The organism is Priestia sp. YIM B13489, from assembly GCF_042787645.1.
Classification (GTDB): Bacteria; Bacillota; Bacilli; order Bacillales; family Bacillaceae_H; genus Priestia; species Priestia megaterium.
In genome coordinates this window covers 39,276-59,486 of sequence record NZ_JBHZOQ010000010.1, presented here as the reverse complement: position 1 = coordinate 59,486, position 20,211 = coordinate 39,276, and the positions used below count along the sequence as shown (strand labels likewise).

The following is a 20,211-nucleotide window of genomic DNA, read 5'->3' as shown; positions in this document are numbered from 1 at the left end:
AAAAGTTTATTTTCTCCGCACTCTTCTTTAACGAAAAATTCCTGTAAAAAATTTAGTTAAAAAAAAAATAAGAATTATTCAGGTTTTCTAATCATTTTCGAGTTCTCTTCCAAAGAATAAAGTCAATATAGTCTTTTAATTCTATAAGTTGCTCATCATCCATGGAAAGTAAATATTTTTTTACATACAAAAAGGAATTCTCCAAACTTGAAGTTTCAGTTTCAGTTTCATCTTCCCTCCACCCTAACAATGATTCTGGTTTCACGCTAAGGGCACGAGCTACCTTCTCTACAAATTCAATTGTTGGATTAGTACTAATATTACGTTCTATATTGCTTAAATAAGATTTAGTAACACTGGATTTTTCTGCAAGCTTTGAAAGTGTCATTCTCTTTTGAACTCTGATTGTATGAATACGGTCTCCAATCATTAATTATTCTCCTTAATATGAATATATATTTTTTATTATTTATTATATAGAACAAATTATACTTTTTGAAGAATCTTCTAAAAATATAATCAAATTAATTTATTATTTTTAAGAAAGACGCTTTTAATAATAGGGACGAGCCTCTTTATAAATCAAACAGCTCTAACTCATTATTATTGAATTATATTAACATTTTTTAGCCTTTTCATTTTATTCCTTCAATTCTTAATTTTATTAAAAAGACTATATATTTTCAGTTTAAGTTTTTTATAACTCTGAATACTTTTATTCATACAATTTAATAAGGTCACTTAGAGGTAATTTTCTCCTTTTCCATTCGATGACATCAACATAACCTTTTAACTCTCTAAGTTGCTCATTATTCATGGAATTTATTCTGTTCTTTATATCAATTAAAGAGTCATTAGAACTCTGTGACTCTTTCTTATTTTCTTTCCAATTTAAAAGGACAGCGGGATGAACTTTAAATCCACTTGCTAACTTCTGAATAACATCAATTGTTGGATTAGTACTAATATTACGTTCTATATTACTTAAATAGGACTTAGTAATTTTAGTGCATTCTGCAAGTTCTGAAAGTGATAGTTTTTTTTCCATTCTCATTTCTCTCACGCGTTGACCAATCATTAAGCATCCTCCCTAATCAAAATGTGAATAATTAATTCATTATAAAGAACACAAAGATTCAATCCATATTATTTAAGAGATTAAGGTGATAATAAAATATACTTTGTTATAAATTATAAGTTTTCTAATACCCATGCATTGAAAGCATTTTATATCTGTCGATTAAGAAATATATTTTCCTCATCATATTATCAATAACTCACGCTTATATTCCTTTTATTGACAAAACCGGTAGAGTAGTCGAATAATATGGATTTAACTTTATAAATATCACTTCTACTGGGCTGCCTCAAACTGACCTTTTAATAGTTTATTAAATGCACCTTCTTCTTCCTGGGCAAGTTGATTAAAGTGACCTTTTTGAATAATTTCCCCTTTTTCTAGTACGATAACTTGATCCGCGGATCGTATTGTTGACAGCCTATGGGCGATAACAATGATTGTCATTTTTCCTTTCAAGCGCTCTATCGATTCTTTAATTTTATTTTCATTATTATTATCTAATGCACTTGTAGCCTCATCTAATATAAGAATTGATGGTTGCTTCAAAATCGCTCTTGCTAAAACAATTCTTTGACGCTCCCCACCAGATATCTTTGTTCCTCTATCTCCTATTACAGTATCAAGACCTTTTGGCAAATGTTTCACAAATTGGTCTGCTATTGCAAACTCAAGTGCCTTCCATATTTCATTTTCACTTGCTTCTGGTTTTACAATCAACAAATTGTCTCTTACACTCGCATTGAACAAGAAAGGATCCTGAGGAACATAGCTTATTGACTGTCTTAGTGATAAAATAACTTCATCTTTCAGAAGCTTATTATCTACGAATACACTTCCTCTTTCTGGTAAGTTGAGCCCCATCAATATATCAATAAGTGTGCTTTTTCCTGCTCCAGAAGGTCCTACAATTGCCGTCATTTGATTTCCAAGAATTTTAAGGTTAATATCTTTCAAAACATACTTATCTTCGTCTTTTTTATAACGAAAAAAAATATCTCTGCATTCTATATCTGATTGATTATATGTGAAGTTAGAAAATATTTGCTTTGTTCCTTTCTTAAATTCTTGATTTCGTTTGCAGTCCTTCATTAGTTCAATGATGGATAGACATGCAGGAATAGTTGAGGCTATCTGCTCAAAATTTGACTGAATGGCAGTAAACCTTGGCCATAAGCGAGAAAAAATGAGAATGATTAATAACAATTGCTCCTCTTGGGCATGAAGGGCTTCAAGAGATACAAATATAAATACTGTAACCAAAAGAGCAGAGGATACTTTATGTACAAATTGGGAACTTGATTTAAGGCGTATATATTCCATTTGTTCTTCACTCATCCTGAACGTTAAGGACTGTAGCCAATTAATGTGCGAACCTTCTAATGTATTACTTTTAATATCTTTAATTCCATTTAGTTGATCTGTTATTCCAGCCATGTAGTTTTCCCCTAGCTGAGATGTTCTACGTCCTAGGCTTTTTGCTCCTTTTATAAACCTTTTAGAGAAATAACTAAGGATTAAACCAAACAACAAAATAACTAAAGTCATTTTAACCGAAAGCCATAGTGCAATAATAATTTGTATCAGCATGAAGATCATATTAGACAACAGTTGAAGAAAAAAGTTAATTCCTCCTATTACACGAGCGAATTCTATAGTTAATAAATTAATTAGATCCGATTTCCTTTTTCTTAGAAAGAGACCCCATTCCGAATGAAGCAGTAAACTATAGATTTCAAGCCTTAAATGCTGACTGAATTTTTCCCTAATTTTAATATCACGAATTGCTAGGCTTCTTTTTATAAGATTTTGCCCAACTATAAGTAACATATAAAAGCCTAAAACTAAAGGTAAATACAGAGAATGAGGAACTTTAGTAAAAAAGGCAAAAACATGGATTATCTTGTGGGATGCAGGATTTATTTCTATAACCCCTCCGAGGCTTAGCAAAGGAATAATTAGTAAAATCCCAATCCCTTCAAGTAAACTTACTATTGCCATTCCAAAAACATTTAAATACATGACCTTCCCCGCAAATTGGTGTAACCTTTTTATATAATATAATAATGGTTCCAAATTTTATCCTCCTACAACTTATCTACCACTTCTATTCTGTTTTTATAACCTAATACTATTACCCTTTCTTTATCAAAGTTCCTTACCTTCAGGAAAACAAAGGTTTTCTTATCTTTCTCCAGACGATTAGAAAAGGTCTTAACAAAAAATATAAAAAATGAATAGTTTTAGGTAGCTTCAATGTTTGTTCATCTGTTGAGCTTGGATAAAATAAAATAACGAAAAACTTGAGCTTTTGACGTTTAGACTTTATAGAAAATAAATAGTTTCTATAAGATTTATCTAAGTCTCTTGGCTTAACATCCACATTTAACTGAACCATTTCTTCAATATAAGGGATAGCCTTTTTAGCTAATTCTGTGGCACGTTCTGTTACTACAAACTTCTGAATATCTTCATGTAACGGTGTTCCTAAAAGTAGGTTGGCTAACTGAAAAGCCTGGCCTACTAAATGTTCTTGTCGATATTTTATAGCTAGTAAATTAAAATGTTCATAGTTAATATTATTACTTCTTACCATTTGATCAATGTCCTTTAACCAACGTAAGCGAAACCATCCATGACGGGATCCATGAGAAATAAGATATAAAAGCAAGTCTTCTTTTCCCATAAAAGATATTGGATGCTTAGTTAATGAGCTTTCTCTTTTCCTGCTCCATAGCTCCTTAAAATTCCCCCCTTCCATTGAACGAGGATGTAATCTCCAGTGGATTTCAATTTGAATCTTTTTCTGCGTATGATAATAAGTAATATGGTAATGGCGCCATTTTATTTCATTTAATACCATCGGTATTTCTCTTTTTTCATAGCCCATACTTAAAAGGATTTTTTCTGTTTTCTCTAAGTCCTTTTCCAGAACTAAGATATCTAAATCTTTAGACATTCTAAGGGAAATATCTCCAAAAAGATCATAAGCAATTGTCGGTCCTTTTAAAAATAGAAGAGTAATATGTTTCTCGGTACAAAGCTTATCTACTTGTTCCATTTCCCCAGTTAGCTGAAGCATCTTAAACGTGTTTCTTTTATATTCTTGATACAATTCCTCAATAATGTAAGAAGGGATTAGGCTTTCATGGGTATTCCTTAGCTTTGAATAAACTAATGGGCAACAACGATGATGCTTTACTAATTCAAGAAAATGATCCCAATTAAAATCCTTTAAAGATCTAGGTTGATTAGTTTTAAGGTTAATCTTACCTTCTACCTTTAACAACTCTAATAGAAGCCTTAACTCATTAGATTGAAACTTATAATTTATTTGTAGTTTATCTTCCATTGTTTCCCCTTCCATTTTTCTTAACATTCAGTTCTTTAGAAAATTTCCCTACTACTGTAAACTCTGCCATTCTTTCTGATCCTGTTACGTATATTGGACCACTTCGCAGCCAAGCATGTGCAATTAGTTTACCATTTTGATCCTTCGCTGTTCCTAAGTAAAGTGTACTTTCAATCTGGCGTCTTTCCAACATTTTCATACCAGCTACTGCTTTAACTAGACATTCACTTTCCCAGAAAGTATATCTACTCATTATATAGAGAGCATTAGAAATATTTCTTAATATTACATTATTATAAGTATCTGAGGAGAAACTGGTTTCCTTCATATACTCTCCTAGAGTAGGGGCAACCTTTGAAAACGGTAAATATTTAAAGATCCTTCCATAACCCAGGTAATAAAAAGCCTCTAATAATAAGAGCTTTTGATTCATTTCTAAACGTAAGAAGTTTCTCACCTTTTTTATAAATTTCATTACAGTTACTCCAGTATCGTTAGTATAAAATGAAAAGGGAAACTTAGTTTTGTGTGATGACCTTAACCAACCTTTCTTCATACATACTTTCTAAAAATGAAATGACTTCTTCTTGGCATTTTTCTTTAGTCACATCATATTTGGCCATGATATTATCAACTAATTCACTCACTAATACAGGTTTATCAATAAGTCCCCAGATATCCCCTCCACTTTTCCCTAAATTGTAGTATTTTCCATTTTCAATATTTAGCATTACTTTTTCATTACCCATATCACTCACTATATTTCCTTCACTTTGTATTACAAGATGATTAACAGAGATTTTTTCTACTTTAATCATTTAAATTCCCTTCTTTCATCGTATTCAATACTTTGGATACTAAATCGCATGGCGCAAACTTTGAAGTAGATCGGGTTAATTGGAAAGTCTGAACCTCTCTAAGGATGTTTGAAGAATATATAAAATGCCACTCCCTTAAACCCATTCTCTGTAAAAGGGAGCCTCGAAAAGTATGATTAAGCAAGATACGGAAGCCTTCTAACCCTTCAGTTTTTCGGATCCCTACAGAATCTCCACTTCCTTTTACCAACTCAAATATTCCACCCAAGGGAATAGGCTGATTATGAAAGCTATTCTTTACTGGTATAGAGTATTTAGTTTCCCTTTCAAATAAAGGCTGATATCCCCTAGCATCCATCCCAAAGTTATTTAAACTTTCCTCCCATAACTTTTGCTGAGGGTAAGATGGTTGAATAACAGGAATATTCTTACCTGTGAATGTTACAGGGATAACATCATCGCTTATTAGCTTGTAGCCCTCATTAATAAAAGCTGAAGCTAAAGTGGATTTACCAGCTCCAGAGTTTCCTACAATAGCATATGCTTTTCCACCCACAGCTACGGCACTCCCATGTAGGGGCAATATGTGTTGCTGCATTAGTAGTACTCCCATACAAGTTCCAAGTACATACAGCCTTACCCTATCTTTATCAAACTCCTCTAGAGGCACTACTATAATTTCTTTACCGTTCCTTATAGAAAAAATTGCTGTATTAGGAACTTCAAATACCACTTCATTTCTATATACTGTGAAACCTTTTTTCTTGTCTAACTGAATTTCAGCCTCTGTAAGGTCTCTGGTTTGAATAACAACATCTATATTATCATCTGGAATAGCTAGACAGTTTAATTCTGGAAGGGGTAGCTCGCTCAAAATATTTAGACCGAAAGCATAATAGGCATATTTTTCTTTAATACTAGTCATTCATTTCACCCCAGATGTCATAAATTTTTAAGAGCCCTTATACATTTTCTAATGTATAAGGGCAATAGTTTCCCATGACCAATCAAAATTAACTATAATGAACTGTTTCATCTGGATCATTTTGCACTGCATCAGGTATGGTAATTCCAGGTCCAGCCATAGTCATATTCACATCAAGTACTTCTAATACTGGTTTCTCCCATTCTCTCTTCATACTATCACCTCCTTTTAAGCAAACTTTTTCATGAATCTATAAATTATTAAGCCACGCATCATGATTCTAAAGTCATCATGAAATACGTATTGCGGAAGTGGGTTATCTCTTAAGTTTTTCATTGCAGAATTTATCGCATCAGTATTTAAATATTCTGAAACAAAATCTGCTTTCATAACTAATTCCATTTCGTTCATAAATAGATTCCAATCTGAAGTCATTCGTTGAATTCCATCTGCTCCTTGTAGGCCCCTTGTTCTCTGATTTAATCTTATATTATCAGGAAGAAAACCTTTAGTTGCCCTCCTAATAAGGGACCTATCTTGACCATTTTGTACAAATTGATTTTCAGGTACTGATAAACAAAAGCGAACAACTCGTAAATCATTCGTTGGATCACGATCCCATAAGGAATGATTTAAAGATAGCTTGGTAGTATATGTTCCATTTATACTCCAGTAGTATGGTTGTACAAATTGAGTCTCTCTTATTTCATAAGCACTTTTATCAAGTAAACCTCTAGTATCTACACCATGCTTTTTCAGTTTGTCATATACATTAAATTTATTTGCAAAATCCTGATTAATTAAAGGAGTATAGGATTTTGTTCCCCTTGATGAAATTTGCGAATGTAATTTTGGAAATATCTTTTTTGCCACAACAGGGAAAACACGCGATTTTTTCACTCCTAAATTTCTACTATACAAATGTAATTCTCGGATAAACTTACCTATATTGGCACTCCTTAGAAGTTTTGCCTGATAGTCTAGGGCTGGCCCCCAAGATACAGTCCAATTTCCTCTTTGACCGTTTAATAAAACCCCCATACCTTGTTTGGAAGCTTGCTCATAGATACCTTTAAGCCAAAAACTGTTTTCATAAAACTTATATGGCATTTCTAAGATATCAAGCCACTGATCAATCTCAGAAAATGGGCTTTTTTCTTTAAAATCGAAATAGTTATCTTCTATATTTCCTACGTGTTGAACCGTAGACTTAATGAAAGGCTTCTCATTTGCTACCCTACTTTTAGGTGACCAATCCTCAAATCCATTTATTGGTACATAACTGAATGTATGTAGTTTTTTATTTTCCTTATGGAGAGCCTTAGAGGCAAAACTTGCTACTGAACCGGAGTCTAGCCCCCCACTTAAATGAGCACCTACTTTGAGTCGAGTTCGTAATTTAGAAGTCACTGCTTCTTGAAAAACCTCGCGAAATGCCTCTTCATATTCTTCATTCGTCTTTAGACGTAATTTCGCTTCGCCCAACAGTGTGCAATATCTCTTAAGTTTAATTTGATTTCCACTTATAGTTATTGAATGTGAAGGAGGAATTTGTTTAATATCTTTATAAACTGTTGACAACGCATCCGTAGACTCAAAATTAATAGGTATAGCTAGAAATTCCGCAAGCCATTCTTCATTTAAGGCTTTCTTTACATAAGGTAGGGAGAATAAGGGATTAATAGCAGTACAAAAAGCAAACCTTTTGTCATCTTTAAAGAAATAGAGGGTTCTATTACCAGAGAAATCTCTTGCAGCAAATAGCTTCTGCTTTCTCTCATCCCAAATTACAAAAGCAAAATCGCCAATTAAAAACTTTGGTGCCTCCTCTTCCCACTTATGATATGCAAGTAAAATTAATTCACTATCGGTGATTCTTGTTCTATGTATATCTTTAATTTGGAGCCTACTATATAGTTCTTCACGATTATCAATAATAGCGTCTGCTGTAATAGCCAATTGCCTTTCATAATCATAATAAGGCAAGTTCTCCCCTACAGATTCTGGTGTAATCCATTGTGTATGACTTATAAACGCCACATTTTCTTTTTTCCATGCCTGTATATCATCTGCAGGATATTTTGATAAGCATTCAAGTATATTAGCAATATTGTCGGGAGATATGGGATCATTGTTAGTATGGTAAATTCCAGCTATCGCGCTCATTTTTTCTCCTCTCATGACCTCAAAAATAAACTTCGTTCTCAATAAAGAACAAAACAATAAATTTATTTCCTAGAAATTAAATTTCTTTCACCAAATATAAAAATATAATCCTTTTATACTATCTAAACAAACATTATAAAGAACAAAAACAAAAAAGTAAACCTCAATTAAGAACATATCTTCAAAATAAGCTGCCATCCTTAGGTAAAATATAATAAAAATTCAGAAAAATAAACCTTATTAAAGAACACCCTTCTACTTTCTCCTCTTTTCTCATTCACTACGGATATTAGATAATAAATCTATTGACCTACAATAGATACAGGAACATAAATAATACTTTTTTTCTTTTTTTCATAATTTAAAAAATAAATTTGAAGATCCCTTACAAAAATTATGAAGCAAAAACAGTAGTTACTTTATGATTAACCCCCCTAAAAATATATAGTTACTTAACAAAAAGCATTCTAGATAACAAAAAAACCACTTGTTTACAACAAGTGACTTTTTAACACTTTTATTTTAATGGTCTTAATTGCTGATAAAAAATTAGCAATATCTTTATTTAACTCATAAAAGAAAATATTTAACTTTTTCGCTATAAGTTTCTTAAATCTTATTCCTTTCTAATTAACTTTTTTATAAATAACCTATCCCTTATTAATCTAACTTCCAAAATATCACCGTTATTAATGTTTAAATAATCTCTTAACCTTTTAGGTATGTTTAAATATTTGTCTTTACTTATTATCCGTGATTGCCCAGTAAAAGATAGATTTCCTTCAATAGAAAATTTATATTCATGTTTTTTTACAACAAGGGTGTCTTGTTCTTTAATAAAAAACTGCAATTGCATATTTAGTTCTAAATCTAAAGCCTCCAAGAAAAAATTGTTAAGTTTAATTTTCCCCTCTTTTAACGTAATTAAAAGTAATTTATTTAATTGGTGTTCTATAGGTTCCATTGTTTGACCTAATGTTTTATTGTATTTTCTTATTTTATAGAAAATAATATTTTTATTGAGTAATTTTATTCCTATCTTCTCATACAAATTCAAATTATGTATTTCACGCAATGTTTTTGGAATTGTGATGTAGCCCCAATTATCAATAGTTCTAATTAATTTGTTTAACTTCTTTTTTTTCTTTAAACAGACCTGTGGAACTTCAATCTGCTTCATACCAAAACAGTTTTTATGCTCAAAAAATTGCATTTTAGTAAATGGCTGAATATTAGCGTATTTTAAAAAACGCGATGGTATCTTAACTCTACCCATCTTATCAATTATTAGATAGTCTTTGAATAATTCTTTCTCTTCCACTACTGAAAATCCTTTCAAATGTACTTTTATAAATAAAGGTGCATTTTAAATTTATTTAACACTTATGTTTTTATGGCTTGTATATGGTATTAGATTTGAACTTTTTACAAGCAGGATAAGTAATTGGGTTTTATGCATATTAGTCATAAAAAAAGTAATAGATTTATTCTTAGGGGGTTATGTTACCGAATATTTTAGTATATAATATGACAAGTCAAGAGGAGGAATATCATGGATAATAATGAAAATTATGAAATTAATCTTCCCCAGGAATGGCTAGCATTAGTTAAAATAGCTATGGGTTCGAATGTGACTAAGGAAGAATTTAAAAGATTTCTTGAAGAGAAATCTTAAACATTATATAGCAATAAAAAACATTAGATACCAAAAATAGTCTGGCCTAATGTTTTTTATTGCTACAGTATTTGTTTATTTGCTAAAAACTCTTTAATTTCTTCAATGGACAATTCCATCTCTTTGGCTTCTCGAATAAGATTTACCCATTCCTCATCTAACTCGTGCGTTAAAAGTTGGTTCGAACTATTCATAAAAATACCTCCAGATCTCCAGGTAGCCCAGCTGTCATAGTCAATTGACCTTAGACCTGTAGCTTTGCGACCTAACTTTTCAACTAGTTTGCCTTTGTCTGAATATGTAAATTTAAATCTATATTACTATATAGTGGGTGTCGAACTGTGTCATAATACGTAATTTTTGTTGTTTTTTGATATCTACTTCAAAAGGTACTCTTATTTTTAAAATAACATGTGCACACAAATTAATTATAGTATGATGTTTATTAAAATTTTTATGTTTTTCACATAATTTCTAGGTCTAACTATTCAAGATTCTGTAAGATATTAATTCTTACATAAGATATATGCACTTAAAAAACTCCTAAGGTAAACCGAATTCCAATCGTTAGACATGGATATCTAATGACTGTTTTTTACAAGACTTTTCATTTAGTATGTCGAACCTAGCAAACCATGGGAAAGAGCTGGTAATGTGGATCCGAAATAAGAAAAGAAATTAGCAATTACTAGGGAACTAAGGGAGAATGCTAAGAAACGAATTGATTTATCTTATGAGTTAGAGCAGGACTTAGAAAATTTGGGATTACAACGAAGAATGAAGCAATTAAATTTAGAAAATAAGTTGCTAAAAAAACAAAATAATGAACCAGCTTAATTTACACCATAGCATCCGTCCAGGGATGCTTTTTCAATATTGCAACACTTTTTATACGGGATCCCCTTAATAAAGCTTCGATTAATTTATGATCGGGGTTTCCCAATATAAAAACTCTAAAAAGGTACGCCTTTTTAGGCAACAGAAAAACTAATGACAAGATGTCTATTTAAATCTATAAATACATCTTTTTAAACGTATAAAAAATAATTGATCTTATTATACGTTATGTCATATGCGTGAACTATCTAATAAAAACATAGATAAGACCGCCTATACACTTATAGATAATGGGCGGTCTTTTTATGAATATGATCCTATTTATAGCGATTTATAAATTTCCCTAATATTAGGTGTATTCTGTCTCTTTAGATAAATTCAAGAATGTTAAGAAACATTAGTATCCTTACCACTCCTACTAGACTTCCAATTTTACCACCCTTATAAAACGGATATGCAGTTTCTTCTTCTATTTTAGGTAATACGTTTTTATATTCCATATACCATTCAGTTAAAAGACTATAATTTAATTCATAGTCTTTTAACTGAGTAAATACTTCACTTACTGAATTAGCAGGACTTTTCTTTCTCTCCAGAAAAGATTCATCTGAAAATACTTATACACCTATACCTGAAACACCTAAGAAAGACCAATCACAATATAAATATCCTTTAGTTTTTAAAGCAAGATCTATAAATAAAACAGCACTTCAGCAATTACAAAACACTCTAAATGCTGTTTATTTCAAATATGGTACGGCTGATGGAATTTATAGGGCTAACACAAAAGAGAAACTGCAAGCTGTTTTAAAATCAAAAGGATATTAATAAAAAAGCCTCACTCAAAAGAGTGAGGCTTTTTTATAGATAACCGATATAGACAGAGAATTTTTGATTTATATTGTTTTTTCCAATTTCCCTATTACATCTCTGGTACCTTCTAAAATTTCTTTCAAGGTTGGTGTAACCGGTCTTCCTAAATCTCTAAAGAAAAAGTATCTTTTAACATCTGTGTCCATCTTATTTACAAAAGGGTAGCTTGTTTCACCTGAAAAATCTAAATTTCCGCCCCCGTACTTAATAGGAGTAGTATGCCCACTCGTGACAAATGTTATATTCGATATGCCCCCAATCTCTACTCCTCCATGAGTGAAATTTAAGTCTCTAATAGTAGTATGTGTTTCGTCGTTTTGTTTAGTTAAGTTACGATGTTTGTTTTCATTGATTAAAGAAGTTAAGTCTTGTAGCCATGTAGAGTTCTTGAATTGTTGACAAGACTTAAGGATATCAACTATATCTGATCTACTATTTAATAAATTTCTGAAGTTGTCCCTAATACATATGTCAAAGAGAGAGTCTGTTTTCCTAATAGGAAAATACGGTTTTCCGAATTTATGCAACTCTTTTTTTGTGTAATTGTTTCTGCAATAAGTATCGAATATGTAATTAGCAACATAATCAAGAGGTGACCTGCAATTCTCCAAGCAGTTTTTAATTTTAACCTTTAGGTATGGAATTGCGCTTTCATCTTTAATTGATTGTTGCGCTAACTGCTCAACTTCTTCAATCATAACAGCTGCAGTGTCTAAGCATGCTTTTGAATCATCTAACCATTCTATGACAAACACATCCTTATTCTTAGTAATTAAATATATTATATCTTTGTTTGGATAATTTTGTGTAAAAATCCGAACGTAAGAAAGGTATAACTTTACGGACTTTTCTTTTTTCAATGAGGATTCTATCAAAAAACAAATTCTTTTTAACTTTTTTGGGACGAGATAAACTAGCTCCTTTGTATTGATTGGTATTACAATATGTAACTCCTGATGACTTTCATTCGTATAGCATTAATCAGGTGTTTATCAATGAAATAGCGCCTTTGTAGTTATTTGCCAAAACTCCAATAAATTTCATCTAATTATCAATAAAATTTATTCAAAGACCTATCTTACAGCTACAACAGGAATCGGTCTGAATCTCTTACTTGCTAAGAACAATTTAAATCATGTAGCCAATCTTTGCTCAACAGAAGTTATCATTTGCATATAGATTAAGTAAATAAAGATAAATTGGATTTACTTTTTAATAAAAATGTTGGATTTTCCAATCAAATATGTGATATTAGTAATATAGTATAGGTATTATTATGAAATTAAAGAAATATTACCTATTTGTACCCGGCAGAAAAAAGTGATTATTTAATTCTCTAAACAATTATTTTATAGATAAAACATCTTGTTATAGGAGCAGCAGGTAAGACTTCAACTCTTCTCCTATTCATTAGGGTTATAACCAAAAATTAAATAAATACAAAATAATGGAGGGAAATTTCGTTATGGAAATTAATTATTTATTGGCTGGATTATTTGGAGAGGAATCTGCAAGAGATACCTTCGAAAGGTTATGTGCTTTGTTAATTCTTGATAAATACTCAAATAAATCAATAAAAGACGTTAGTGAAAATGAATTGGAAAGCTTCAAAATTGAGAAAGATGAAAAAGAGCTAAATATTAGTTCTCTTGAGGTTAATGCGGGGCAAGTATATCATATACAGACTAGACAAGGGGATGGCGGATTAGACATTATATACGAAAATGGAGATACATGGGATATATTTCAATGTAAATTTTACGTTGAGGGAAAGATTGGTGGTAATACTTCTAGACAAGATAGTATAGAAGCTTCCTTTAAAAAAGCTATGGAGACAGCTGCTTCCCAGGGAAAGAAAGTAAGAAGCTGGTTTTTATGTGTTCCTCTCGATTTAGATATTAAAGATAAAGACTGGTGGGATACATTTCGTAAAACAGCGTGTGAAAATGAAGAAAAAGAAATATTAATAAAAAAATTGGACAACTTAGAAATAAGTAAAATGTTGAAAGAAAATAACAATATATTTAATGCCTATTTTCGAAAGTTAATCCCTGATGGGAAGAGTTTAGAAATCAATATGAAATTGAACGAATATATTAATAATTTAAAACAAGAAATTAGAAATTTGGATGATTATTATTTTAAGAAACCCTCAAAAATTTATTCACTATTTGAAGAATATAAAGAAATCTTCAGCTATATAAAAGGGCTACAAAAGAATTTTATAAACATATCAAACACTTTAAGGTCGTTAGAGACTTTTAGTAATAGCAATAGACAGAGATATGATAAGTATCATACAGAAGAAAGATTGCTTATTAAAGGAACAGAAAGAGAACAAATATTCAGTAACAATATGCTGCAAATGCAAAGTGACCTTAAAAACCATTACCAAAATAATAAAGAAAAAATTGACAGCTACCTTAATATTTTAGAAGAGTTTAACAATAATTTTGACAAATTCTTTGTTAAATCAGGGCTATAGTATTATTGAGTTGCATTGAATATTATAGTGTACTTATAGAGGTTTTAAAATAAAAGATTACATAAGTTATATTTAGCACTCTTAATGTAAGAAGCAAACTCTTTATTTTAAAGGGTTTGCTCTTTTTTATTTCTCTATGTAAGATAGGCTAGATAATAGAAAGGGAATAAATCCTTCCTTAAGAATAAAGAGACAGATTCCTTATTGAAATCTGTCCTTATTTATTATTTATTTCATATAGTTATTAATTAAAAAGTAGCAACGGTCTTTAGTAACTTCCCATAATGTACGAACTTGTTCAGCTTGAGATAAAGTACCTCCACCTTCTTCATCAAAGGTTTTTTGAGCAGCTGCATCCCTAGACTTAATCCATTGATGTTGATCAGCTTGAAGTTTACTCATTTCCGAAGAAGATAATTGTGTTTTTAATACACCGTAAATTTCATTTAATAAATTATCCCAAGCTTTATAATTCTCACCATATTGTTGTTTTCTTTCAAAATCATTTTCAGAATCCGCAGGGTTTTCTGTCCATACTGTTTGGTCTGCTTTAGTTAAATACAAACTTTTTGTACCGTCGGTAGATGACGAATTATTTGTTACAGTAGAACTATTAGATGATGGAGCGCTTATCGTTGAACCAGTTTTTGATACCGTAGTAATTGGGCCATTTTTGGCTATATCAGTCAAATATAACTGATTATTGATTAATACTGCTGTATACATTCAATTATATTTATTTGTTTTTTGAGATCCATCTGGTTGTATAACAGATACAGTCTCTACAGTTTGTATTTTATAAAGAGGACCATCAGAAGAAGTCCCTGCCTTATTGAAACCAACTACAGGATAACTCACCCAGTTTTCTTTAATGCTCTTCTTATATAAGTTTTTTACTAACGACTGTTGGTCATTATACAAAGAACCCTTTACAGTGCCTGCAACATTACTAAAATCACCTGTATTAATTGTAGCTGTTAGTCCATTTATGTAGTCTACCATTACAAGCGCTGCTGTATCCTTAGTTACAGAAACATTATTTGAAGTTGTACTTGAACTACCTGAATCGACGACCAGAGATGGCTTTTTATTTTGCTAACGATAATAATTACTTTTATATCTTATAATGGATTTAAATAACTTTTCCGCAAAAGTATACTTTTACGGACTTTTCTTTTGTATAAAAAATCTATCATTTCTATCGCCCGTTTAAGTTTCAGAATAAATTACGAACGCATCCTTAAAATCACACACTTTTGCGAACGTTTTCAGCAGAACAATAAGGATAAAAAATTAATATAACACAAAAATGAAAAATAGAAGATTTGGATACATACGTGTGAGCAGTCTAGATCAAAATGAAGGTCAGCAACTTCATTTAATGCAAGAAGTTGCATTTATCCTAGCGATATTTTTATTCATAAACAAAGTGGAAAAATCAAATCAGAGGAACAACACTTGTTCCTCTTAGCCTTTACCTCCATCAAAGGAAGTAAATTTCTTTATGCCTCATTAGGGGAGTTCCTTATGAGATATAACACTTATACTTGTTTCATTCAATAGATCTAGTATTCTTTGTTTGTGATATTTTTTGAGTAATTAAATCTACTATTTCATTGATATTTGTATATCTAATATCAATGTACCCCGTTGTAGGTAAAAGCCCTGGAATTGCAGTATCATCAAGTCTTAACGGTAAAATATATTCATGCTCTTCTCTAAAGGCTTTTGCTTGCGCTACTTGTCGTTCTAAGTTTGTCCAGTGTTTTTTTGAATAATACTCTGAGACTATCATCAAGCAATATTTAGCCTTTTCTCCATACACGTCACTTAAGTGAGTGTATAAATCTTTTCCCCACAAATTAGCCCTTTCAAAGTTATCATAAAAGACTCTTATACCTAACTCAAATAACTTTTCTGCTATTTCTTCAGCAATTTTCCTATCTTCACCTGCAAAAGAAATGGCTATATCATAATTTTTTTTACTTAAATCACTTAATTCCCATCTTATATCATCATTTTTAACCCACAAATATTTATTGAAGTGGCTAATTAAATGAGATATTGTATTATATGAAGTTTGTAGATTATAATCAGTCCAAGCCTCATTCTCGTAAGGAGGAAAGTCTTTATCATGAAGGTCTAGAATAGATAGAAGAATATCAGATTCATTTATTATGAGACGATTATTCTTTTGCGCGTACCTTATACAGTTATCTATAATCCGAAATCGCTCATTCAATTCACTCTCTGTAGAATAATATACCTCCACGGAAAATCCCTCATATTCATCATATTCTTTATATTTATCTAGAGTTTCTTCTATAAAGGTAGCTGCTAATTTAGAATTCCCCCCGTATTTATTAATAATTTCTTTAAACTGAGAAAACCCCCTTATTAAAGGCAATAATAAACGAGAAGAAACAAATGTAATATTTTTATTAATACATAATAATTCTCCCTCAATTAAAATGTTTAAGGAGTTTTCATTAATTTTAAACCCTCTTTTTGCTAAAAATTTTATTAAGTCATCTTTCAAAATATCTATAATACTTTCCAAAGTATTTATCTCCTTAAGGTGAAAAATTAATTATTCAGATTTTCATATTTATAACATGTGTATTGTAACATAATAGGTAAAAATATATAATTATTATTGTTTAATATTGTAAGAAATTCTCACCTATATTACGATGCACCATGAAGGTATTAATGATAGAACTTTTGATTAAAGGATTTCTATAAAATATAACCTTTTAAAATAGTAATAATAAAGATGTCCGGAGGAAAAACACATATGGAAAGCAAAATACGACATCTAGAAATGATTCAAAGTGTGATAGCTCGTATGAATTCTAACTCTTTTTTATTAAAAGGGTGGACGGTCACAATTGTAGTTGCTTTGTTTGCATTTGCTAATGTTAAAGACATGGATTCAAACCTCATTTTATTAGCAATTATACCTACTTTGTTTTTTTGGGGATTAGATGCATTTTTTGTCCATCAAGAGTGGTTATTTATAAAGTTATATGAATGTGTAACTACCCAAAACGAAAAAGATATTAATTTTTCTATGAAAACAAACCCTTTTAAATTTCAAGTAAGGAAATGGAGATATGCTTTACTGTCAAAAACAATTTTACCTTTTTATCTTCCGATTACATTTCTCGTGATAGTGGCATATATATGGTTAAAATAAATTCACATTAAAAAACCGTTGAAATAAATTATTCATGCTATATATTCCGAAAATATAGACCTTATATGTAATATACAATGAATTTTTCGAACAAAATAATATATAAACTTTTAGCCACCTATAAACTCACATTCATTAATAGGTTCTAAAATATCAATACATTTATCTAGCTCTAATAAGGAACAGCATGTAGAAGATCATCTATATCTATATAAGATGGACCTGCTACATGCATTCAATTTCAAAGGAATATCAATTAGCGTCCTCCTTTATAAACTTTAATATATCCACTGTTAGGAACTTCCCTATAATTAAGGAAGGGTCTTTCACTTCGTGATTTAACATTTCTATATCCAATTTGTTCAATTATTTGTTCAATTCTTTTTTCATAATCTTGATATCTCTCATTATTAATTTGTGCAAGTTGAGCTTTTTTCTTTAATATACGTAATTCATTTTTTAATTCTGATATATGTTTCACATAATCTAATAAGTTAACACATTCAATAACAATTTCATTAGGTACTTGAGCAATATGTTTAACTATTTGATGCAGTTTTATTTGATGTAATTTATTAACCATAACTACAGACTTGGATTTTAGCCCATTGGGCTGATCTATATAAACAGTGTTAACCTCATACTTCTTCCGAATTTTAATTTGATCTTTTTCTTTCCTTCCTCGGTTGTACCTTTCCATTTCATTTCTAGTCTGGGTATTAAAAATATCAACTTCATTTGCTGTTCTAATTTGTCCCATTATCATTATTTGTTCCTCCTTCTGTAGACAAAGAGCAGGAACTACTTTTTTATTTCCATTCCGAATTAAATAGATATTACCTATCATAAACACACCCCCTATAAGTAGAAATTCTTCAAAATGCTAACGGATCATTTTTTTAAATTTCCCCCAAAAGTCCAGAAGAAAGTTCCTTTTATTCTTCTTTAAATTTTTATTAATTTTATTATTCATAGTTTCATTTGTCATAACATTACTTTGATATTGATTTTCTATATTTGACCCAGAGTCAATACTCTTGTTCTCATAAACATTCTGCTTTTCCTTATTTTTCTCTTCTAAATCTATTGCTTCAATACTAGCAGCAACTTCTTTAAACTCCATTTCCAGGGGCCTGAACTGCGATAAAGCTTCAAATTTCCCAAAGATTTCTAAGACTTCCTTCGAATCTAAACTCTCCTTCATTATAATAAAATCCTTTGTAGAGTTTAGGCCTTGCTCAGGCCGTACAAACAAATAAAACTCAGCATGTGTGTTATACCATTTTATTCGTTTAATAACAGCAAATGTTTTTAAAGGAAGGGCTTCTTTTTTTCTAGCAATAAGGGATTCTACTTTATCTTTATTAAATTTATTATCAGTAATATTGGTATTCCTTAAAAGCCAATAACCATAATATAAATTTTTTTTACTATAGATCGAATCTTTACCAAGTTGACATAAATATATCCAGTCATTGTTTTGCCATTGAAACACTTCATTAAATTTAAATACATTCTTAGCTTCTATATTCACGTTAAAAAACTTCAAAAAATATCTTGTTTTAGTTCTTTTTTTACCAATTACACATCTTTTAATAACACCTTCATTATTCATTATAAAAAGTGATTCTAATTTAGCCATCATAAGCAACTCATATGGGACACTGGCCTCTTCTGGGAAGGCTCCCGTACCTTTAGCATTACTAAATCGACTAACATGAAAAATCCATAGTATTGGATAATTACCTTTGTTGTAATCTTTAGTTCTACTTTGTATTTCACTAAACTTTATTGGAGAAGCCTGAAATTCTACAATCAGATCCTTTTCGCCATGTATAATCATATCTGCAATCCTGTTCGGAACTACTGATTTCTCTAACTCTATGTGAACCGCAGAATATCTTTTAGTGAGCGAATTAAACAAATTTTTCTTCATTCCTAGGTGTTCTGCACTTTCTTTATTGCTATAAGGACATTCTTTTAATGAATCATGAGCAAAATGGTGCGCTTTCAATTTACCTTTTCTAGCTGTTACTTTAGATTTACAATGGGGACAGTACAGTCTTCCTTTATATAAAGATGTATCCTGCCATATATAGATGCTTAATTCGTCTCTAGTTATAGCCCTCTGTAGCATTTCCTTACCTCCTACACACTTAAATATATGTCATGAGAAGCCTTAAATATGCAACGAATGGTTTATTACACGTAAACTGAAATGTAATTTAGTCTCAGCGCTTCTCAGCAACCCCATATTTTCTATTTATTTAAGAGAATGGATCTCTTTTTACACATATTCACTGATAAAATACATTTCATTTTTTCTATCCATTAATATGTGATAACAAAAAGCAAACTCTGGTTTTCGAATAAACATAATTTGCGATTCAATATCTTGATTTTGGTCAATGACTCTGTTTTCCATTTGAACATGTTGACTATGGAAATACTCTTGATTTTGCATGTATTCTTGAAAGTTTGAGTCATTTGTATAAACACGTAATACCGTATACATTTCATAAGAAGAATCCTGCTGCATGTTTTTAGTTGACTTTTTAGAGGAGAAGAGAGAGCTTTCACTCTTAAGTTTCAATGCAAACATAACCACTATCCATCCAGAAACAAACATAAGAGGATAAAAGAATCCACTATGGGTCAAATTAAATAACTGACACGATACGATTAAAACAACAAAAGCAGTGATAGGCAGCCAATGATCGCTCCAAAATGTTTTTATATTCCTTACTAAAGTTGTCTTTATCTCTTCTACTTGTTCTCTTTCCATGTACTCATCCCCCTTTTA

22 protein-coding genes and 1 riboswitch are annotated in these 20,211 nt (G+C 30.7%); of the genes, 4 read left to right on the top strand and 18 right to left on the bottom strand.

Annotated features, from left to right (window positions below; translation table 11 throughout):
• Positions 1 to 91 precede the first annotated feature (91 nt).
• The 10 genes from ACFX4W_RS00720 to ACFX4W_RS00675 form a co-directional block, all read right to left on the bottom strand.
• On the bottom strand, positions 92 to 430 hold the full coding sequence (locus ACFX4W_RS00720) for a helix-turn-helix domain-containing protein (RefSeq protein WP_377558975.1): 339 nt from the start codon (positions 428 to 430) through the stop codon (positions 92 to 94).
• 285 nt (positions 431 to 715) lie between these two features.
• Positions 716 to 1,078, bottom strand: coding sequence for a helix-turn-helix domain-containing protein (locus ACFX4W_RS00715; RefSeq protein ID WP_377558973.1), 363 nt, complete (start codon positions 1,076 to 1,078; stop codon positions 716 to 718).
• A gap of 276 nt (positions 1,079 to 1,354) precedes the next feature.
• Positions 1,355 to 3,154 (bottom strand): ABC transporter ATP-binding protein, encoded by a 1,800-nt coding sequence (locus ACFX4W_RS00710; protein WP_377558971.1) that lies wholly within the window; start codon positions 3,152 to 3,154, stop codon positions 1,355 to 1,357.
• Between the two features lie 88 nt (positions 3,155 to 3,242).
• Complete coding sequence (locus ACFX4W_RS00705) at positions 3,243 to 4,430, bottom strand: nucleotidyltransferase domain-containing protein (protein WP_377558969.1); 1,188 nt, start codon at positions 4,428 to 4,430, stop codon at positions 3,243 to 3,245.
• Positions 4,420 to 4,905, bottom strand: a complete 486-nt coding sequence (locus ACFX4W_RS00700; protein ID WP_377558967.1) for a lasso peptide biosynthesis B2 protein — start codon at positions 4,903 to 4,905, stop codon at positions 4,420 to 4,422. The genes ACFX4W_RS00705 and ACFX4W_RS00700 overlap by 11 nt, the downstream gene beginning before the upstream one ends.
• Positions 4,906 to 4,948: 43 nt before the next feature.
• Positions 4,949 to 5,248: a lasso peptide biosynthesis PqqD family chaperone gene (locus ACFX4W_RS00695; protein ID WP_377558965.1), complete on the bottom strand. Its 300-nt coding sequence runs from the start codon at positions 5,246 to 5,248 to the stop codon at positions 4,949 to 4,951.
• Complete coding sequence (locus ACFX4W_RS00690) at positions 5,241 to 6,173, bottom strand: aldolase (protein ID WP_377558963.1); 933 nt, start codon at positions 6,171 to 6,173, stop codon at positions 5,241 to 5,243. Before ACFX4W_RS00690 ends, ACFX4W_RS00695 begins: the two co-directional genes overlap by 8 nt.
• An 88-nt stretch (positions 6,174 to 6,261) precedes the next feature.
• The gene (locus tag ACFX4W_RS00685; protein ID WP_377558961.1) at positions 6,262 to 6,387 is read right to left on the bottom strand and encodes a paeninodin family lasso peptide; all 126 of its coding nucleotides are present in this window, start codon (positions 6,385 to 6,387) and stop codon (positions 6,262 to 6,264) included.
• Positions 6,388 to 6,401: 14 nt separating this feature from the next.
• Positions 6,402 to 8,339 (bottom strand): asparagine synthase-related protein, encoded by a 1,938-nt coding sequence (locus ACFX4W_RS00680; protein WP_377558959.1) that lies wholly within the window; start codon positions 8,337 to 8,339, stop codon positions 6,402 to 6,404.
• 616 nt (positions 8,340 to 8,955) lie between these two features.
• Positions 8,956 to 9,660 (bottom strand): AbrB/MazE/SpoVT family DNA-binding domain-containing protein, encoded by a 705-nt coding sequence (locus tag ACFX4W_RS00675; protein WP_377558958.1) that lies wholly within the window; start codon positions 9,658 to 9,660, stop codon positions 8,956 to 8,958.
• Positions 9,661 to 9,891: 231 nt separating this feature from the next.
• On the opposite strand from ACFX4W_RS00675, the gene sinI reads away from it, so the two are divergent.
• Entirely contained in the window at positions 9,892 to 10,014 is a 123-nt protein-coding gene (sinI, locus tag ACFX4W_RS00670; protein ID WP_377558957.1) for a DNA-binding anti-repressor SinI, read from the top strand.
• A 62-nt stretch (positions 10,015 to 10,076) separates the two neighbouring features.
• Here the strand turns inward: sinI and ACFX4W_RS00665 are convergent, their stop codons facing one another.
• Positions 10,077 to 10,208 carry an anti-repressor SinI family protein gene (locus ACFX4W_RS00665; RefSeq protein WP_098813208.1) on the bottom strand — a complete coding sequence of 44 codons (132 nt, stop codon included), beginning with the start codon at positions 10,206 to 10,208 and terminating at the stop codon, positions 10,077 to 10,079.
• Positions 10,209 to 10,226: 18 nt separating this feature from the next.
• Positions 10,227 to 10,311: riboswitch (cyclic di-GMP riboswitch) on the bottom strand.
• Between the two features lie 1,167 nt (positions 10,312 to 11,478).
• Between ACFX4W_RS00665 and ACFX4W_RS00660 the strand changes: the two genes are divergently transcribed.
• Positions 11,479 to 11,679 carry a peptidoglycan-binding protein gene (locus tag ACFX4W_RS00660; protein WP_377558977.1) on the top strand — a complete coding sequence of 67 codons (201 nt, stop codon included), beginning with the start codon at positions 11,479 to 11,481 and terminating at the stop codon, positions 11,677 to 11,679.
• A 68-nt stretch (positions 11,680 to 11,747) separates the two neighbouring features.
• Here the strand turns inward: ACFX4W_RS00660 and ACFX4W_RS00655 are convergent, their stop codons facing one another.
• A complete protein-coding gene (locus ACFX4W_RS00655; RefSeq protein WP_377558955.1) occupies positions 11,748 to 12,584 on the bottom strand; it encodes a hypothetical protein in 837 nt (278 codons plus the stop codon).
• Between the two features lie 605 nt (positions 12,585 to 13,189).
• Between ACFX4W_RS00655 and ACFX4W_RS00650 the strand changes: the two genes are divergently transcribed.
• A complete protein-coding gene (locus ACFX4W_RS00650) occupies positions 13,190 to 14,209 on the top strand; it encodes a hypothetical protein (protein WP_377558954.1) in 1,020 nt (339 codons plus the stop codon).
• A 228-nt stretch (positions 14,210 to 14,437) separates the two neighbouring features.
• Here the strand turns inward: ACFX4W_RS00650 and ACFX4W_RS00645 are convergent, their stop codons facing one another.
• The 3 genes from ACFX4W_RS00645 to ACFX4W_RS00635 form a co-directional block, all read right to left on the bottom strand.
• Entirely contained in the window at positions 14,438 to 14,935 is a 498-nt protein-coding gene (locus tag ACFX4W_RS00645; RefSeq protein ID WP_377558952.1) for a lysozyme inhibitor LprI family protein, read from the bottom strand.
• On the bottom strand, positions 14,936 to 15,286 hold the full coding sequence (locus ACFX4W_RS00640) for a TcaA NTF2-like domain-containing protein (protein WP_483879980.1): 351 nt from the start codon (positions 15,284 to 15,286) through the stop codon (positions 14,936 to 14,938).
• Between the two features lie 475 nt (positions 15,287 to 15,761).
• On the bottom strand, positions 15,762 to 16,769 hold the full coding sequence (locus tag ACFX4W_RS00635; protein ID WP_377558948.1) for a toll/interleukin-1 receptor domain-containing protein: 1,008 nt from the start codon (positions 16,767 to 16,769) through the stop codon (positions 15,762 to 15,764).
• A 237-nt stretch (positions 16,770 to 17,006) separates the two neighbouring features.
• Between ACFX4W_RS00635 and ACFX4W_RS00630 the strand changes: the two genes are divergently transcribed.
• A complete protein-coding gene (locus ACFX4W_RS00630) occupies positions 17,007 to 17,408 on the top strand; it encodes a hypothetical protein (RefSeq protein WP_377558947.1) in 402 nt (133 codons plus the stop codon).
• Positions 17,409 to 17,664: 256 nt separating this feature from the next.
• Here ACFX4W_RS00630 and ACFX4W_RS00625 read toward each other — a convergent pair whose 3' ends face one another.
• From ACFX4W_RS00625 to ACFX4W_RS00615, 3 genes are all read right to left on the bottom strand, one after another.
• On the bottom strand, positions 17,665 to 18,255 hold the full coding sequence (locus tag ACFX4W_RS00625) for a hypothetical protein (RefSeq protein ID WP_377558945.1): 591 nt from the start codon (positions 18,253 to 18,255) through the stop codon (positions 17,665 to 17,667).
• 36 nt (positions 18,256 to 18,291) lie between these two features.
• A complete protein-coding gene (locus ACFX4W_RS00620; protein WP_377558943.1) occupies positions 18,292 to 19,545 on the bottom strand; it encodes a competence protein CoiA in 1,254 nt (417 codons plus the stop codon).
• Positions 19,546 to 19,695: 150 nt separating this feature from the next.
• Positions 19,696 to 20,193 (bottom strand): hypothetical protein, encoded by a 498-nt coding sequence (locus ACFX4W_RS00615; RefSeq protein ID WP_377558941.1) that lies wholly within the window; start codon positions 20,191 to 20,193, stop codon positions 19,696 to 19,698.
• Positions 20,194 to 20,211: the final 18 nt, after the last annotated feature.

Coding starts and splice junctions, on each gene's coding strand:
- ACFX4W_RS00720 (WP_377558975.1), bottom strand. CDS start 430: ATGATTGGAGACCGTATTCATACAATCAGAGTTCAAAAGAGAATGACA.
- ACFX4W_RS00715 (WP_377558973.1), bottom strand. CDS start 1,078: ATGATTGGTCAACGCGTGAGAGAAATGAGAATGGAAAAAAAACTATCA.
- ACFX4W_RS00705 (WP_377558969.1), bottom strand. CDS start 4,430: ATGGAAGATAAACTACAAATAAATTATAAGTTTCAATCTAATGAGTTA.
- ACFX4W_RS00700 (WP_377558967.1), bottom strand. CDS start 4,905: ATGAAATTTATAAAAAAGGTGAGAAACTTCTTACGTTTAGAAATGAAT.
- ACFX4W_RS00695 (WP_377558965.1), bottom strand. CDS start 5,248: ATGATTAAAGTAGAAAAAATCTCTGTTAATCATCTTGTAATACAAAGT.
- ACFX4W_RS00690 (WP_377558963.1), bottom strand. CDS start 6,173: ATGACTAGTATTAAAGAAAAATATGCCTATTATGCTTTCGGTCTAAAT.
- ACFX4W_RS00685 (WP_377558961.1), bottom strand. CDS start 6,387: ATGAAGAGAGAATGGGAGAAACCAGTATTAGAAGTACTTGATGTGAAT.
- ACFX4W_RS00680 (WP_377558959.1), bottom strand. CDS start 8,339: ATGAGCGCGATAGCTGGAATTTACCATACTAACAATGATCCCATATCT.
- sinI (WP_377558957.1), top strand. CDS start 9,892: ATGGATAATAATGAAAATTATGAAATTAATCTTCCCCAGGAATGGCTA.
- ACFX4W_RS00665 (WP_098813208.1), bottom strand. CDS start 10,208: ATGAATAGTTCGAACCAACTTTTAACGCACGAGTTAGATGAGGAATGG.
- ACFX4W_RS00650 (WP_377558954.1), top strand. CDS start 13,190: ATGGAAATTAATTATTTATTGGCTGGATTATTTGGAGAGGAATCTGCA.
- ACFX4W_RS00645 (WP_377558952.1), bottom strand. CDS start 14,935: ATGTATACAGCAGTATTAATCAATAATCAGTTATATTTGACTGATATA.
- ACFX4W_RS00630 (WP_377558947.1), top strand. CDS start 17,007: ATGGAAAGCAAAATACGACATCTAGAAATGATTCAAAGTGTGATAGCT.
- ACFX4W_RS00625 (WP_377558945.1), bottom strand. CDS start 18,255: ATGATAGGTAATATCTATTTAATTCGGAATGGAAATAAAAAAGTAGTT.
- ACFX4W_RS00620 (WP_377558943.1), bottom strand. CDS start 19,545: ATGCTACAGAGGGCTATAACTAGAGACGAATTAAGCATCTATATATGG.
- ACFX4W_RS00615 (WP_377558941.1), bottom strand. CDS start 20,193: ATGGAAAGAGAACAAGTAGAAGAGATAAAGACAACTTTAGTAAGGAAT.